General features: G+C 45.2%; 11 protein-coding genes. 7 read left to right on the forward strand and 4 right to left on the reverse strand.

Annotation, left to right across the window (positions count from 1 at the left end; translation table 11 throughout):
- Positions 1-205: 205 nt before the first annotated feature.
- Complete coding sequence (yghU, locus tag AB6E52_RS11815) at positions 206-1063, reverse strand: glutathione-dependent disulfide-bond oxidoreductase (protein ID WP_102319845.1); 858 nt, start codon at positions 1061-1063, stop codon at positions 206-208.
- A 284-nt stretch (positions 1064-1347) separates the two neighbouring features.
- On the opposite strand from yghU, the gene AB6E52_RS11820 reads away from it, so the two are divergent.
- Positions 1348-1692 (forward strand): YajD family HNH nuclease, encoded by a 345-nt coding sequence (locus AB6E52_RS11820; protein WP_017060876.1) that lies wholly within the window; start codon positions 1348-1350, stop codon positions 1690-1692.
- A gap of 180 nt (positions 1693-1872) precedes the next feature.
- Here the strand turns inward: AB6E52_RS11820 and AB6E52_RS11825 are convergent, their stop codons facing one another.
- Positions 1873-2253 (reverse strand): hypothetical protein, encoded by a 381-nt coding sequence (locus AB6E52_RS11825; protein ID WP_017064770.1) that lies wholly within the window; start codon positions 2251-2253, stop codon positions 1873-1875.
- A 594-nt stretch (positions 2254-2847) separates the two neighbouring features.
- Between AB6E52_RS11825 and AB6E52_RS11830 the strand changes: the two genes are divergently transcribed.
- The 3 genes from AB6E52_RS11830 to AB6E52_RS11840 all read left to right on the forward strand — a co-directional run bounded on the left by AB6E52_RS11830 (position 2848) and on the right by AB6E52_RS11840 (position 8378).
- Positions 2848-4086 carry an OFA family MFS transporter gene (locus AB6E52_RS11830; RefSeq protein ID WP_102319844.1) on the forward strand — a complete coding sequence of 413 codons (1239 nt, stop codon included), beginning with the start codon at positions 2848-2850 and terminating at the stop codon, positions 4084-4086.
- A gap of 57 nt (positions 4087-4143) precedes the next feature.
- The gene (locus AB6E52_RS11835) at positions 4144-5808 is read left to right on the forward strand and encodes a VRR-NUC domain-containing protein (protein WP_102319843.1); all 1665 of its coding nucleotides are present in this window, start codon (positions 4144-4146) and stop codon (positions 5806-5808) included.
- A 215-nt stretch (positions 5809-6023) separates the two neighbouring features.
- A complete protein-coding gene (locus AB6E52_RS11840; RefSeq protein WP_102319842.1) occupies positions 6024-8378 on the forward strand; it encodes a fatty acid cis/trans isomerase in 2355 nt (784 codons plus the stop codon).
- Positions 8379-8499: 121 nt separating this feature from the next.
- Here AB6E52_RS11840 and AB6E52_RS11845 read toward each other — a convergent pair whose 3' ends face one another.
- Positions 8500-9438 carry a LysR family transcriptional regulator gene (locus AB6E52_RS11845; RefSeq protein ID WP_102319841.1) on the reverse strand — a complete coding sequence of 313 codons (939 nt, stop codon included), beginning with the start codon at positions 9436-9438 and terminating at the stop codon, positions 8500-8502.
- 93 nt (positions 9439-9531) lie between these two features.
- Here AB6E52_RS11845 and AB6E52_RS11850 point away from each other — a divergent pair, with 93 nt between their 5' ends.
- The 3 genes from AB6E52_RS11850 to AB6E52_RS11860 are packed head-to-tail and all read left to right on the forward strand — an operon-like array spanning position 9532 to position 13572.
- The gene (locus AB6E52_RS11850) at positions 9532-10857 is read left to right on the forward strand and encodes a cytosine permease (RefSeq protein WP_017064775.1); all 1326 of its coding nucleotides are present in this window, start codon (positions 9532-9534) and stop codon (positions 10855-10857) included.
- A 5-nt stretch (positions 10858-10862) separates the two neighbouring features.
- Positions 10863-11987 (forward strand): DUF917 domain-containing protein, encoded by a 1125-nt coding sequence (locus AB6E52_RS11855; RefSeq protein ID WP_102319840.1) that lies wholly within the window; start codon positions 10863-10865, stop codon positions 11985-11987.
- A 4-nt stretch (positions 11988-11991) separates the two neighbouring features.
- Complete coding sequence (locus tag AB6E52_RS11860) at positions 11992-13572, forward strand: hydantoinase/oxoprolinase N-terminal domain-containing protein (protein WP_017064777.1); 1581 nt, start codon at positions 11992-11994, stop codon at positions 13570-13572.
- A gap of 135 nt (positions 13573-13707) precedes the next feature.
- Here the strand turns inward: AB6E52_RS11860 and torS are convergent, their stop codons facing one another.
- Complete coding sequence (gene torS / locus AB6E52_RS11865; RefSeq protein ID WP_017060885.1) at positions 13708-16713, reverse strand: TMAO reductase system sensor histidine kinase/response regulator TorS; 3006 nt, start codon at positions 16711-16713, stop codon at positions 13708-13710.
- Positions 16714-16724 lie beyond the last annotated feature (11 nt).

The following is a 16724-nucleotide window of genomic DNA, read 5'->3' on the forward strand; positions in this document are numbered from 1 at the left end:
TTTTGTCTTAACCACAAAAACCATTACTCATAAGCGATTGAATAAGAAAAATAAAATGATAATTGAGACTCTCATTCCAATTACAAAACCTCTCCCTACCTTAAAACGGAAAAACGCCATATCTCGATTGAGATATGGCGTTTCAATTAGCCATTAACATTAAGACCGATAGGGTATATCTGCCAAAAACACGTTCAAAAAAGAACTAAGGCTTAAGCTTTAAAACTCGGTCAATGTCTTCTTCAGAGTGGCGCTCTGGTACTTGCTCCCACTCTTCGCCAAATGAACGGTTAACCACTCGGCCGCGTTGGAAGCCTTCGCGCGCTTCTAGTTGCTTCGCCCAGCGCACAACGTTGGTGTATGACTCAACTTGTAGAAACTCGGCCGCATCGTAAATTTTGCCTAGCACAAGGTTGCCATACCAAGGCCAAATCGCGATATCAGCGATGCTTAACTCGTCACCCGCCACAAATGTGTTATTTGCGAGCTGTTTGTCTAACACATCTAGTTGACGCTTAGCTTCCATTGCGAAGCGGTTAATTGGGTACTCTTGCTTTTCATCCGCGTAAGCGTAGAAGTGGCCGAAACCACCGCCTAGGAATGGTGCCGAGCCTTGTGCCCAGAACAACCAGTTAATGGTTTGCGTTCTTGCTGCCCCTTCTTTTGGTAAGAAGTGACCAAATTTTTCTGCTAGATGCATCAAGATAGATGCCGATTCGAATACATTCACGTCTTCGTCACCAGACTTGTCGACAAGTGCTGGTATTTTGGAGTTTGGATTCACGCCAACAAAGCCAGAAGAGAACTGATCAGCCTCACCGATGTTGATCAAGTACGCATCATATTCAGCTTCTTTAACACCCGCCGCTAACAACTCTTCCAGCAAGATAGTGACTTTTTGACCGTTAGGTGTGCCAAGAGAATACAATTGAAAAGCATGGTCACCAACAGGAAGCTCTTTATCAAAGCGAGCTCCAGATTCAGGACTATTGATGTTTGCCCACTTGTTACCACCAGCAGTATCGTTAACCCAAACTTTTGGCGGAGTGTATTGTTCTGACATGATATTTCCTTATTAATATAGGGTCTCACAAACTGATATTAGGTCACATGCCTGCGGTTAAAACCCCTGAATACGATTTATTTTCAAACTGTTAAGCATGGCTTATTCCAGAAAGACATAACCCGCTTAAGCGTTAATGTGTAGAAGGTAAGTCTGTATTCAAACTTCAATCTAATATCGATAAGTCCACTGCATCATTTAGCAATGATTTTACGAACGACATACCGACAGCTTCAAGAAAGCTGTGATAAAATCGGGATATTACAATTGATAAGGATTTGGCAATGTCTTCTGATTTCACAGGTTCGAGTGCAGCGTATGCTCGCCAAGAGAAAGGCTACCGCGAAAAAGCACTAAAACTGTACCCTTGGGTTTGTGGTAAATGTGCGCGCGAATTTGTTTACTCAAACCTCCGAGAGCTTACCGTTCACCACGTGGATCACGACCATACAAACAACCCTGAAGATGGCAGCAACTGGGAGCTACTGTGCCTGTACTGTCACGATCATGAGCATTCAAAATACACTGACCATGAGCGTTATGGTGTGGATGCAAAAGCGAGTTTAGATGATCATCAGTCAGCGACACACAACCCGTTCGCCGATCTCGCTAAGATGATGAAGAAATAACACACCTTCAGAGTAGTCTTTGGTAGATGGTAACTGCTAGATAATAGATACATAACAAGTAACCCCAGTATGTCACCATACTGGGGTTTCTTTTATCTGCCGTCATAACCAAATAATAGAGTTCAGGTAGGCAGGATCAAAAAAGCCTTCCGAAGAAGGCTTTTTAAGAATCAAATCGAATTATGCTGCCGCTTGCTTGCGAGACTCTTCTACCTTCTTAGCGCGTTGTTTTAGCGTCAATTTATCGCGGTATGCAAACCAAACGTAAGACACAACCACTAAGAAGAACAGGTATGACAATGAGAAAATGAACGGCGATTGAATGATATCGTTCGAGATACCCCAAGAAACACCGATAACAGTCACTGCAATTTTCGCAAAAAAGCCACACATCAATAGCACTAATGCCAACTGTGGGAAACGCGTACTGCGGAATGCAAGCCAGTAGCAACTACCAACTGCTAGAGCCGCAACATAGAAGCCGAATAGGAAAGAGTGAATATGGTCAGCTGCCGCTACACCACCAGAAATTGACATCAATAAAATTAAAAACAGTTTCATAATACTCGCCTCACCATAAGTTGGAAACGCATCCTTTCAAATTTGGAATCTCAGTTTGCATACTATTTTCCCACTTTTTACGGACAACACAACCCCTCCAATCGAACAAAATGTAAGCAAAAGTACTAACAAAAATCACCCTTAACAATTGCTTAACATTCTGTTTTTAATAAAACTCCGTTACTCCTTGTCTCATATGAACAAAGCGCTGTTACGATTTATTTTGTTACACAAATTTAACCTTGGAAATTAATTAAAATTATTTGTAACTCTGTGATATCCGCACGCAATACGCGTCTATTCAAAAACCATCACCTCAAAATCCCTGAAATAATAAGAAGACAGAGCGAAAAAGAACAAAATAGAGAGGTGTTAAAAACATTTCAAAAACCAATGAAAAACAACTTATTAACAAATTGAATTTAATTTACCAAAAATGGAAAAAGAGATTCCAATCACTTTTTAATTGGTTATAATCCGCGCTCTTTTGCGCTATCTGTTGATAAACGCAAACTAATTTTGAAGAAACAATCACAATAACCCGTCTTTAGTTAAGTGGCTCTCCACTAACCGATGACAAAACTGAGAATAAAAATGAGCAAGATTGATAAAGCAACACGTATCCTGCTAGCAGGCTTCTGTATCAACCTTTGTCTTGGCATCCTGTATGCTTGGAGTGTATTTAACAAAGCGCTAGTAACTGAAGCTGGTTGGAGTGCTGCTGAAGCATCTTCACCTTACGCTATTGCAACTATCACATTCTCTGTTTCTCTTCTTGTTGCGGGCATCCTACAAGACCGTATGGGGCCACGTAAGATCCTTATCTTAGGTACAGCGCTTACAGGCCTAGGTATGATTGCTTCTGGTTTCGCTACAACGCCTATGATGCTGAACATCACGTTCGGTATTATAACAGGTGCAGGTATCGGCTTCGGTTACGCATGTCTGTCTCCATCAGCAATGAAGTGGTTCCACTCTTCTAAGAAAGGTATGGTTAACGGTCTTATCGCAGCAGGCTTCGGTCTTGCGGCTATTTACCTAGCACCAGTAACTTCTGCGCTAATCGACAGCATGGGTATCCAAACTAGCTTTATGATTCTTGGTGTTGGTGTACTTGCAATCGCAGTACCTCTAGCAGCAACAATCAACAACCCACCAGCGGATTACACGCCAGCTGAGCCTAAAGTAAAAGCAGGCCAAGCTCCTAAAGCGGTTAAGAAGACTGAAGACCTAACTTGGAAAGTAATGCTGAAGACTCCTCAGTTCTACTCTCTATGGATCATGTACGCATTCGCTGCATCTGTTGGTCTAATGATCATCGGTAACATCACTACAATTGCTAGCGTTCAAGCTAACCTGCCAAACGCAGTTTACCTAGCGTCTATCCTTGCAGTATTCAACTCAGGCGGCCGTGTTGCTGCGGGTATGCTTGCAGATAAAATCGGTGGCGTACGTACTCTACTTCTAGCGTTCATCCTTCAAGGCGCGAACATGGCTCTATTCGCTACGTTCAACTCTGAATTCACGCTAATCATTGGTACGGCTATCGCAGCGGTTGGTTACGGTACGCTTCTAGCAGTATTCCCAACACTAACTGCTGAGTTCTACGGCCTGAAAAACTACGGTACTAACTACGGCGTACTTTACACGGCATGGGGTATCGGCGGCGCTATCGGTGCAGCAGTTGTTGGCTTCTCAATGTCAAACGGCGAAGGTTACGGCCTAGCTTACACAATCTCTGCAGTTATGATGGCAGTGTGTATTGTTCTAGCAATCATCACTAAACCAATCTCTGAAGCTAAAGTTGCTGAACTAAAAGCATCACAAGCTTAATCAACAGAAAAGATTGAATTTGTTACTGAAGAGCTTAACCTTAGGGTTAGGCTCTTTTTGTATCAAGCGACTTCTCCATTGACGACCGAAACCACTCTTCAGCTCTCCCCCACTTATTATCTCGACAACTTCAATCGACTGGTTGAACACGCTCAAACGCTCTACCCCGATCTTCTGAGTGATGATGAATGTCGTTGGTTGTCCGCATACAAACATCTTTCTGTTTCAAGCCAATGCCTAATGGTTCGTTTGCTTTCTCGTAAAGGCCGTTGGTTTCGCAGCGATAAACTCAACTATGTTGAGATCCCAGATCTAAAGACCGTACTGCAAGAGCTAAACAGCTCAGGCTTCATTGGGTTGAGTCATCCCGAAGAACAGCATGACCTCGCCATTAGTGAGGTCGAGATCGGGTTTCACTTGCTCACCAAACCAGAGCTGTTGAGTGTATTCCCCGCCCTTAAGAGCCATAGAAATGCCAAGAAAGACGAGCTGTTGTTACGGCTTGATCAGCAACCTTTTGATCAATTTCAAAACCTCTCTTTCGACTGTATTTACGTCATCGAATCTCAAGTGATTGATGTATTACTGTTGCTGTTCTTTGCCAACACCTATCAAGACTTAAGTCAGTTCGTGTTAAGCGACCTTGGGCTAAACACCTTTGAGAACTACCCATTAAGCAAGCAACGCCGCTTCTTCACCTCTAGGGATCAGCTCAATCAATTAATCCAGATGCGCGATATTCAACGCTTGTATTCAGAAGGTGACCGCAAAGATGGCGAGTTTCTGGAACTGCTTTTAAATGCGATTCCTGAAGAATCAGAACACAGAAGTATTGCCAGAAAACGATCGCGTTTGATCAATGATATTGCTCGCGATCTTGAAAGGCTTAATCTAAACGACCAAGCAATCTTTTGGTTCAGACAATCTACACTTCCTCCGAGCAGAGAACGACTTGCACGCATCTATGATAAGCAAGGTACGCTAGACTTAATGTGTGACATTGTCACGCAAATGAAAGCTACTCCATCGGATGTGTCAGAGTTGGAAATCGCTATTAAGCTTGAAGACCGGCTGCTACGGAAACAGGGGCACAAAGTTTCACGAACCATAAAGCCGAGCTGCAAAGAGTTAAAACTGGAATTAGACCTCAGCCAAACTCGAGTCGAGCTTGCGGTAAAGCAGCATTTTGAGAACCAAGGTTGGGACGTCTACTTTTCAGAAAACAGTTTCCTGTGTGGCTTGTTTGGTTTGGCTTTCTGGGATGTCATTTTCGCAGACGTTGAAGGCGCCTTTATCAATCGTTACCAACATCGACCCTTGGATCTGTACCATTCAGATTTCGTAGACAAGCGAGCCGAACAGATTGAAGCCGTGTTTCAGACGATATCCAAACATGGGCTGAACCATTTTCTTGATACTTACGATGAAAAGCAAGGTATCGCGAACCCCTTTGTTCATTGGAATTATTTTCCTAAGGCACTCATCGAACACGGCATGGCTTCAATTCCAAATGCCTTGGTTGTAGACCTCTTCAAAGTGATATTGAGTGACTTAAAGCTATTTAGAACTGGGATGCCGGATTTGATTGCGTTCAAGGGCGATGAGTTTCATTGGATTGAAGTCAAAGGCCCTGGCGATAAACTGCAAGACAACCAGTGGCGCTGGATCAAAGAGTTTGAGCGATTGTCTGTCCCCTTCTCTGTTTGTTACGTCAATCAATGAGTCTTAGCTCTTAACTCTTAACTCTTAACTGCTAGCTTTTAGCTCTTGGGACTTAAATCTAGCTAAGTCTAAACTCCAATTTCTGATCACAAGCGAGTAACGCGCATCGACAAGTCACTCGCCCCATCAAGATCTTGTCTACAAAATTGTTAGAACATGAGCATTTTCAATCATTTTCGATATAATTATAGAAAATGCCTAATATTTAAATACGTATGAATTTAAAAAAACTCTTCATTTTAGCTTTTGTTAGCGCCTTCTCAGGTTGTGCCGTCTACGCGGGTTTAAACTTCGACGAACTGTTTGGTGAACAACAAGTACGCGATCGCCAAGCACCTATTCTTTCAGCTCAAGCGCAGCACTTCATTGACGAAGTAAAGCCCATCATTGATAACCGATGCGTGGTTTGTCACGCTTGTTATGACGCCCCTTGCCAACTCAAAATGTCTTCAGTGGAAGGTATAGACCGAGGCGCGAGCAAGGCACTCGTTTATCAAGGCACCCGCTTAACGGCATCAGCCCCTACTCGCTTGTTTGAAGATGCTTTAACCACGCAAGAGTGGCGCGATGCGGATTTTCATCCTGTCCTCAATGAGCGTATGCAGAACTCAACGGCTAACCTCGATGCTGGTCTTGTTTCTCGTATGTTGATCCAGAAAGAGAATCACCCTCTGCCCGATCAAACCCAGCTTGAAGGTTTCGACTTTTCAATCGATCGCGACCAACAGTGCCCAACCATTGAAGAATACGCTCAATACGAGAGAGATTACCCAACTTGGGGAATGCCTTATGGGATGCCAAACTTAGACAAAACCGAATACGCGACTTTAATGAGTTGGTTGGAAAATGGCGCGTTAATGAACGACCACATTCCATTGACTGATGCAGAACAAGAGCTCGTTAATGTCTACGAAAGCTTTTTAAACAAGAGCGACAATAAGAGTCAACTTTCAGCACGTTATATCTACGAGCACCTGTTTTTATCTCATGTCTATTTTTCTGATTTAGCTCAACCAACGCGTTTCTTTACTGTTGTTCGCTCTGCAACACCACCAGGTGAAGCGGTACAACGCATCACGACTCGTCGCCCTTATGACGATCCAAAAGTAGACAGTGTTTACTACCGTCTGATTCCAGAACAAGGCACTATCGTCGACAAAACGCACATGCCTTTCGCGCTTAATAAAGAGCGTCTACAAAAGTGGAACACCTGGTTTGTCGACGTAAATTACGAAGTAAAACAACTACCTAGTTACGACATCGATGTTTCAGCTAACCCAATGACTTCGTTTGAAGCACTGCCAGTAAACTCGCGCTTCAACTTCATGTTAGATAACGCGCAAAACACCATCATGGCATATATCAAAGGACCTGTGTGTCGTGGTCAACTTGCCTTGAACGTAATTAACGACCGTTTTTGGGTTTTCTTCATCGACCCAGAGAAAGCCGATGTTCCGGAAATCAACGCCTTCTACGCAAGTCAAAAGAAAAATTTAAAGCTACCTAGCGAACTAAAAAGTAACACCGTACCTGTGACCAACTGGGTAAGATACGCAAAGCAACAAGCGCAATACCTAAACGCGAAATCAGACTTCACTAACCAATGGTTCGAGAGTGGCGTCCACCTAGACACTGGCATCATTTGGGATGGCGATGGCATCAACCCGAATGCTGCTCTCACCGTCTTTAGGCACTTCGATAGCGCCTCTGTTGTACAAGGGTTAGTTGGCACGCAACCTAAGACTGCGTGGATTCTTGATTATGCTCTTCTAGAGCGTATTCATTATCTTCTCGTTGCAGGCTTCGATGTTTACGGCAACTTTGGCCACCAGCTGATTACACGCATGTTCATGGACTTCTTGCGTCTTGAAGGTGAGAGTAACTTCTTAAGCCTTCTTCCTAAAGACGTTCGTCACATTGAACACTCTAGTTGGTACCAGAACCAAAGCGCACAACTGAGTGACTATTTACAGCGAAACATTGCACCTTTTGATCAGCCGACCAGCGTGGTTTACAAAACGGCGGATCCGAAACACGAACTGCTTGATATGATCAAAGATAAGCTCGCACCTGTTCTCGATAATCGCTTTGAGATTGTTGAAACAGGTTTTGGTAGGAAGAATGAAGCACTGCTTAACCAAGTGAATTTGATAAAGGGCGAAGGCCTGCGTCATGTGCCTCAATTAGTGATGATCATGATTGAAGGCGAAAACGGCGAAGAGCAACTGTTCACCATGATTCACAATAACGCGCACAGCAACATTTCTAGCTTGTTTAATGAAGAAGGTAACCGTGATTACGCCAATGATGACCTTACCCTCGTACGAGGCGTTGTCGGTAGCTACCCTGCGGCTTACCTATCATTAACCGAGAGCGAGATTCCTACTCTGGTTAAAACGCTGCAAAACTTAAGCACAGAAGAAGACTACGTGGCGCTGCTGGATAAGTTTGCGGTACGACGCAGTTCTAGCGAGTTCTGGCCATTCAGTGATCGCGTGCATCGTTGGTATCAACAAGACCAACCGATCGAGTTCGGATTGTTGGATTACAACCGCTTCGAGAACCGTTAGTTTTCACTCATAAAGCATAAAAGCAAAAATCCTCTGTCTTGGCAGAGGATTTTTTGTATATGAGAAAGTATCTTAAGTGCTATTGAGAAGCGAGAAGTGCTCTTGAGAAGCGAAAAGCTCTCTATATTGAATCCGATGCTTCCGGTTGGTGTAGCTCATCAAAAAACGCACGCGCGGCGGGGGAAAGGGAATCTACAGGTTGCTTCAACACCACATAAAACTGACTCTTAAGGCTCCACTTCTCGGGCTGAAGCGGAATCAAGGCTTGGTCATAATGGCCACGGTCGATTAAATGAGACGGTAAAAAACTCAGGTGTGTGCCCGCCAAGGTTAAAATTACACCCGACTCGACATGCCAGCCATCAAAAGGCTTTACGGAATCGTACTGCTCAATATTCAGTAATCGGAACATCTCATCTTTGGCATAGCCGCCCATGTTGATACGACAGCCATCCAATGAGAAATCCTTGTCCATGATCTTCTCAGCCAGATCCTTACGCGCATACAGATAACTGTGCTCTTCAAACAGTGGGTATTTATGTTGAAACGCTGATTTTTGATGTGACCCTAGAACCACTATCATCATATCAATCTGGTTCTTTGCTAACTTCTCATTCAACTGGGTGAAATCCCCGACATCAACACTCACCTCAACACTGTTACTGCGTTTGTAAAACGTCTCGATCGCTTTGGGAAGTGGGTTATAAGGCAAAGTGACGGTGTTATCCAAACATCCAATTCGCACATGCCCAGAGAGTTCCGTCTGTACACCTCGTAACTTATAAGCGAAGTCGGTTAAGGTCGATTTTAGTTGGTTCGCATATTTATACACTTGCTCACCTTCATGAGTCAGCTTAAAACCACGTCGACCACGTTGGCATAATGTTAATTCTAAGCTTTTTTCCAAGGCAATAAGCTGATTACTCAGCACTGGTTGACTAATCCCAGTGCTTGCGACCGCCTGATTGATGCCTCCTTGTTCAACAATTTCACAAAAAAGCTCTAATCTACGTAGGTCTCTTTTATCTAACTTATTGTTTGGATTCACTTTGCCACTCACATTTATTTTTTGTTATGTTTACATCTGATTATATTCATTTATTAACAATAAATACATCAGTATGCTTTATTCACACTTATGGAATAACAATGCATGGATGGCACTATGGCGGCAGAAGCTTACGTGAATAAACCCGAAGCAACACACAGCCACAAAAAGATAGATGACTTCGAGTTGGAACCCGTTCCCGAGAAGGCCAAACGATCTTGGTGGGTCATCAGCCTTATTTGGTTGGCAATCGGCATCGACATTTCGGGACTGTTTCTCGGCTCGATTCTAAGCAGCGGTATTGGTTTTGAAGACGCACTGCTTGCCACGTTTATTGGTTCAGGCTTATTGGCGATCATCGCGATGCTGTGTGCCAACATTGGCTTTCAAGCTGGCGTCTCTACCCCGCTGGTGAGCAGCGCGGTATTTGGCCGTAACGGCGGTAAAATTCTTGGCTTCATCAACGGCATCTCATTAGTCGGCTGGTTCGCATTCCAGGCTGATTTCTTCGCTTTCATCATGGTCGATGCACTGGCGAAATACGACATCATAATTTCACACCTCACCGCTCTTATTGGCGGCAGTGTGTTAATGATGATGACGGCTATCTATGGCGTTCGTGCTTTAGGCAAACTCAGTACCTATTCTGTTCCATTGATGGTGACGTTGATTACCATCGGTTTGTTTATGGCTGCTGATTATCAAGGTGGCGCAGCGCCATCGATTGAAGATCCTTTGACGCTTGGCCAAGCCATCTCTTTTGTTATGTCTATCTGGATTCTAGCTGCGGTTGCTGCACCTGATATTGCTCGCTACGCCAAAACACGCCGTGATGCGATTTTAGGAGCGGGTATCGGTTTCCTCGTCGGCAACAGCGCCATCATTCTTATCGCATTGATCTTGACCAAAATGACCGGCACCGACGACCTAGTCGAAGTCTTCTTCACCCTAGGTTTAGGCATGGCGGCTATCATCGTGCTGGTGTTCGCACAATGGACGACCAACAGTAGCAACCTGACCTCTGGCGGCTTATGCATGTCGATGGTTCTACCTAAGATTCCGCGCCCTGTTCTGGTTGTGATCATGACCATCGTCGGCATTGGCATTGCTCAACTCGGCATGGTGAACAAGTTTACCGACTTCTTAATGCTACTCAGCGTAACCATTGCGCCTGCTGCGGGTGTCTACATCGTTCAATATTATGTTTTAGATTCGACAAAAATGAGCTTTGAGAACATCCAACAAGTTCCAGCTTGGATGTTTAAAGGCTTGGCTTCTTGGGCATTTGGTACTGCATTCAGCGCTTGTACTGCACCAGAGTTTTTCAACCTGTTTTCGTTCACCAGCATCTCGGCGTTAGACGGCATTCTTGCCGCTGGTGTGATTTACCTCGCCCTAATGAAGCTTTCTCCTTCAAGTGATAAGGAATAGTAGTTGTGATTATTACTGAACAAATGATTGATGATATCGCGCTGGGTGCGACGGTATTAGGTACTGGCGGCGGCGGTGACCCATACAGCGGTGCCTTGATGGCGAAAGTAGCCATTGCAACGGCAAAGCACCCTGTACGCATGATTCCTTTAGAAGACGTGCAAGACAATTGGATGACAGTGCCCTCTTCAATGATTGGCGCACCAACCGTCGCAGTAGAGAAACTCAATTCGAAAGATCAAATGTTGATTGCTTTCGAAGCGATGGAAAAAGCGCTCGGCACTGAGGTGGCGGCAACGTTTCCTATCGAAGTGGGCGGTTTTAATTCATTGATTCCAATTCTCGTTGCAGCACAAAAGAACATTCCTGTGATCGATTGTGATGCGATGGGACGTGCGTTCCCAGAAGCTCAGATGGTGACCTTCTTTCTTGATGGTCTCCCTTCTGCACCAAACACATTGGCCGATGAGCGTGGCAATGTCGTCACGCTTTATCCGATTGACGGTATTTGGTCTGAAAAGTTTGCGAGACCAATTACCGAACAGATGGGTGGCTCTGCAGCAATGTGCGATTACCCAATGAACGGTAAGAACCTAAAACGCAGCGCACTGCCTGCAACACTGACCCAAGCAATGAAGATTGGTGAAGCGATTAGACTGGCGAACGACAACAATAAAAGTGGCACACAGGCCGTATTAGACATTGTCGGCGGCCATACCATCATCAGTGGCAAGATTGTTGATATTCAACGTGAAACCGATGGTGGTTTTGCAACAGGTGGTGTCGTGATTGAAAAGCTGGCTCAGTTTGAAGATACCGGCGTCGATAACGTGTTTGTGCAGTTCCAAAACGAATTACTTCTCGCGCACAAAGGTACAAGCCGCGCAGACATGAGCCAAGATAACCTGCTGGCATCAACACCGGATCTTATTTCGATCTTGGATCATGAAACGGGTAAGCCAATCACAACCGAACAACTTCGTTACGGGCAGCGCATCGACCTGATCGCTTACCCTTGCGACCCCAAATGGCGCACTGACAAAGGTATTGAAGTCGCGGGCCCGGGTTACTTTGGCTACACCGTCGAGTATCAAACCATTGAACAACTAAAGTCTGCATTGAAGAGGTAGTCGCATGACAAACATTACGCTTGATTACTGCCGTTTGGGCATTGACGTAGGTGGCACCAATACCGACGGTGTGCTGCTCGACGCAGACTTAAATGTGATTGCCAAAGTAAAAACCGCAACCACACATGATGTTTCAACAGGGATCGACAACGCGATTTCTGCGCTATTAAACCAAGCAAACATTGATGGTCAGCAAGTGAAACACGCGATGCTTGGCACGACTCAATGCACCAACGCAATCGTTGAACGAAAAGGCTTAGACAGAGTCGGCATGATTCGCTTAGCGCTTCCCAGTGGTGATAGCGTCCCGCCCCTTTGTGGTTGGAGTGAAGCGTGGCAAAACCTGCTTGGTCAGCACTTCTACCAAGCGCACGGCGGCTATGAATACGACGGCCAGTTAATTGCCGATATTCAAGAGTCTGAGATCCGCGAGCTTTGCCAGAAAATGAAAGGCCAAGTGGATTCCATTGCTATCTGCGGAGTGTTCTCTCCCGTCAATGGCGACCAGGAGCTTCAAGCAGCAGAGTGGATTCAACAAGAACTTCCGGGAGTGAACCTTTCGTTATCCCATAAAGTGGGCAGTTTAGGGCTTTTAGAGCGTGAGAACGCCACTATCCTCAATGCGGCTCTACAAGGTACAGCAAAACGATTCGTTGACGGCTTTTGCAGTGCACTCATCAATCATGAAATCCACACCACGCCTTATTTCGGTCAGAACGACGGAACACTGATGTCACAGCAGTTCGCATTGATGTACCCGATTCTTACCGTGGCTTGTGGGCCAACAAACTCGATTCGTGGAGCGAGTCACTTAACTAAGTTAAAAGACGCGATTGTGGTCGATGTGGGCGGCACTACGTCTGATATCGGCGTACTGACTCACGGCTACCCAAGAGAATCGAGCTTAGCAGTAGAAATCGGTGAAGTGAGAACCAACTTCCGTATGCCTGATATTTTGGCGTTAGCCATTGGTGGTGGTACCAAGGTTCGCTTTGAACAGCAGCGTATAGAGCTAGGCCCAGAAAGTGTTGGCCATACCTTGACGCAAACGGCGCGTAGCTTTGGTGGTGATGAACTTACGCTCACCGATATTGCACTCAAAACAGGACAAATGCAGTGGCAGGCAGAACATCAACTGAGTGATGAGATTGGTGTTTCAGCCGAACAAGCAAGCAAGATTTATCAACAAATGGTCACGGATGTTGAAGAAGGCATCGATAAGATGAAGACCTCTGCGGCGAGTGTACCCGTAATCATGGTTGGTGGTGGTAGTGCCCTATTCCCAGATCATTTTGAAGGTGTGAGCCAAGTGGTTCGTCCTGAGCACTTTGAAGTGGCTAATGCGATTGGTGTTGCGTTGGGTGAAATATCAGGTCAATTCGATAAGATCGTACCGATTGACCCAGCATCACGTGAAGAGACCTTAAAGGGCTTGGAAGCGCAATCAAAGCAACTGGCGATTGAAGCTGGCGCATGCAGCGATAATGTCGCGATCATTGAACGCAGCGAGATTCCATTAAGCTACCTACAAGGCAATATGGTTCACGTTAAGATCAAAGCTGCTGGACATATCAAGATGGCTTAGAGCCGTTCCTTGAAAGCCTTACTTAGATTCTTATTCGACAATAAAAAAGCAGGTCACTTCTTCATATTAAAACGGAGAAATAGCCTGCTTTTTGTTTTCTGTTCTTATTTTGGGGCTTTCCGCCCAATAGCCACTCTATAGTTGCTCTCGGAGCGCTGCTAACGAGTCTTTCACCAATTCAGGTAATGAGTCTGCATTATCGCGATATTGAAGTAATGGATCCTCGCTCGCTTCAATGCTCTGGCATAAAGCAAACAGTGCAGATAATCCTAGGCTGCCGGCAGACCCTTTCAGTTTATGAGCTAAAGACTTAATTTCACGAGCGTTGTCAGCGGCACTTGCCACAATCAGTTCATCGAGAGTGACTTGGCTGCTTTGGTCAAACAACCCAACAATCTGCACTATTTTTTCTCGACCGAGAATGGCCAAGTCGTCTTTGATAATCTTAGGGTTAATCATCTGCACAATCGGTTCTCCTTGATTATGTTCCGCGTCTTGGTTTGCTCGTTGTGTCGAGCTTGCAAATGCCAATGCTGATAAGTCTAGCTCGGTTTCCTGAGGTTTAGAGTTTAGCTGACAGCAAACAGCATCTGACGGATCCGGCTGAGGCAGCAACAGCGTGTGACCGTCCAACTGCTCAACAATCAATTCCGATAATGCTTCCTTCTCTAACGGCTTAGGTAAGAATCCATCAAAGCCAGACGACAAATAGCTTTCCACTTCTTCGTTAAACACATGAGCCGATACTGCGATCATTGGGGGTACTTTTCGAATTACGTCTTCTTCACTTTTATGCTGAAGCGCATCGTCTTTGAGTTGTTGAATTAACTCGACGCCATCGCAGTCGGGTAAGTTAATGTCCACCAGCGCAATATCGAACTCTTGCTCACTGAATATGGCTCTCGCTTCTTGTCCGGTTGTCGCAATCACAACCTCGTGCCCCAAGTTATGCAAGAAGCCTTCAGCAACGATGCAGTTTACGGGGTTATCTTCAATCAGAAGTACTTTAGCTCGAATACACGCTTCAATGACCGGTACTTTCGTTTCTATCTTCTCACCGGCTTCAAGTGGCAGTGAGAACCAAAACTGGCTACCCTCGCCTTCTTCAGAATGAACGCCAATATCCCCGTTCATTGCCAACATGATGCTTTTACTGATCGCTAATCCAAGCCCTGTGCCGCCGGTTTTGTTGCGACCGCTATCGGTTTGGGTAAAGGCATCAAACAGACAAGCTTGTTCGCTAGCATCAATACCGACACCTGTATCTGACACTTCAAACATCACTCGATTTTCATCTTCGATATCTAAGCTGATAAAGATATCGACCGAGCCACTTTCCGTAAACTTAATCGCGTTACCGACCAAATTATTCAAGATTTGGCTGATTCGCGTTACGTCACCACGCCAATAGCGTTGCACATCACTTTCAATATGGAAATCAAAGTTCAGCTTCTTCTCAGCGGCACGCCCTTCCATCAATTGGTAGGTATCTTGAACCATCTGATGAAGATCAAACGAAGCAGTGCGGATTTCTAAATGCCCTGCTTCAATCTTTGAGTAATCCAACACGTCATTCAAAATCGCGAGTAGGTTCTTACCGCTGCGGTTAATGATGTCTGCATAGCCGGATTGCAGCGGGTCTAACCCGGTATCTTTGAGCAATCTTGCAGTACCTAATACACCGTTCATCGGCGTTCGTATTTCATGACTCATCGTCGCAAGGAAAGCGGATTTTGCGCGGCTTGCTTGTTCTGCGGCGTTACGAGCCTTAGCGTGGTTCCCTACCTCGATGTTCAGCTTCTCATTGGTCTTTTGCAGCTGGTAGGTTCGGTCTGTGACCAACTCTTCTAAGTGTTCTTTGTGCTCTTCAAGTTCGCGTTTCGCCTTTGCTTCACCCACCGCAACCACTTGTAGCGCCTGCGCGGTGTTTCTGGCAGTGATGATCGCCTCGCCCATATGAGCCAGCTCATCATTACCCTTTACCGAGATATCAATATTCAGGCGACCTTGTGCGATAGACATCAAGGCCGATGAGTATTCAGTAAGACGTTTAACAACCGAGATATACACCACTCGCCACACGATAAATGCAACGATAACCAAACCAATAACCGAAATCACAGACAGTGACCATTGAGCCAAATTCAACGTGCTGGTCAGCTCATCAACCGCTTTTTTGGTACTGCGGTTTGAATCATCAACCAGTTGGTTAACCGTTGTATTCAGCTGAGAGAACAGCTCCAACGTATTTTGCATCAGAAACTCTGACTTTTTGGTGTTCTCATATTGTTCTAATGAAATATCGAACACGACTTGGCGTTTTCTGAGCTCTTCTAGAAGCTGAGACATCTGCGCTGAACGAGTAGGATCTTCGACCGCTTTAACGCGGCGCGCCATGATTCTTAGGTTGGATTCAAATTCTGATTGGATTTGATGAATACGCTCTACGTTGGTAACGGTTTGCGTTTCTTCAATTTGGTTAAGCATTTTGAACGCCAGCAAATGCAATTCGTGTAGGCGCTCAGACAAATCAAGGTCAACCTCTACAAGCGCATCTAAGGCTTGGTAGGCTTTATCCGTTTCTTTGGTTTCTAGCAGGTCATAGATATGCGTGACGTTAGCAACCGCAATGGTAGCCGTGTTCAAAACTTGGGTTCGCGTCAACTGCTCTAGCTCTTCGGCCAATAGGCGCATCTCTTCGACACGAGACGACAACTCTTTGCTTAACCAAAGCTTACGCTCAACCGACACACCCAACTCAGCCAGTGTGTTAATAACGCTTTGAACATTGTTTTCGAGTTTATTGAGGAGCTGAGAATCGAAACTGTCGACACCAAGCTCTTTGATATGTTGAAGAAGCGACTCAAGTTGGTCAAACAGTACGGTGCCAGCCTCTTTTCTTTCGGCCTCGTTTCTCGCATTAGAAAGTGTTTGTACTGACGAAATAATACGGTTACTCAACTCAGAAACCTGACGAGCTTCGATCATGGCAGGAAGCGCCGAATCAACGACGTTTCTTTCCGTTTTTGCTACAAAGCTAAAACCAGAAACACCGATCAATGCAGACAATAGAACCAACAGTGCCATCACTAAGAATGAGGCCAGCAGCTTGCGTCCAATACTCGCTGAAGCTAACAACATAAACTCTAAAC

Source organism: Vibrio sp. 10N.247.311.13, assembly GCF_041467595.1.
In the GTDB taxonomy this organism is placed as follows: Bacteria; Pseudomonadota; Gammaproteobacteria; order Enterobacterales; family Vibrionaceae; genus Vibrio; species Vibrio crassostreae_C.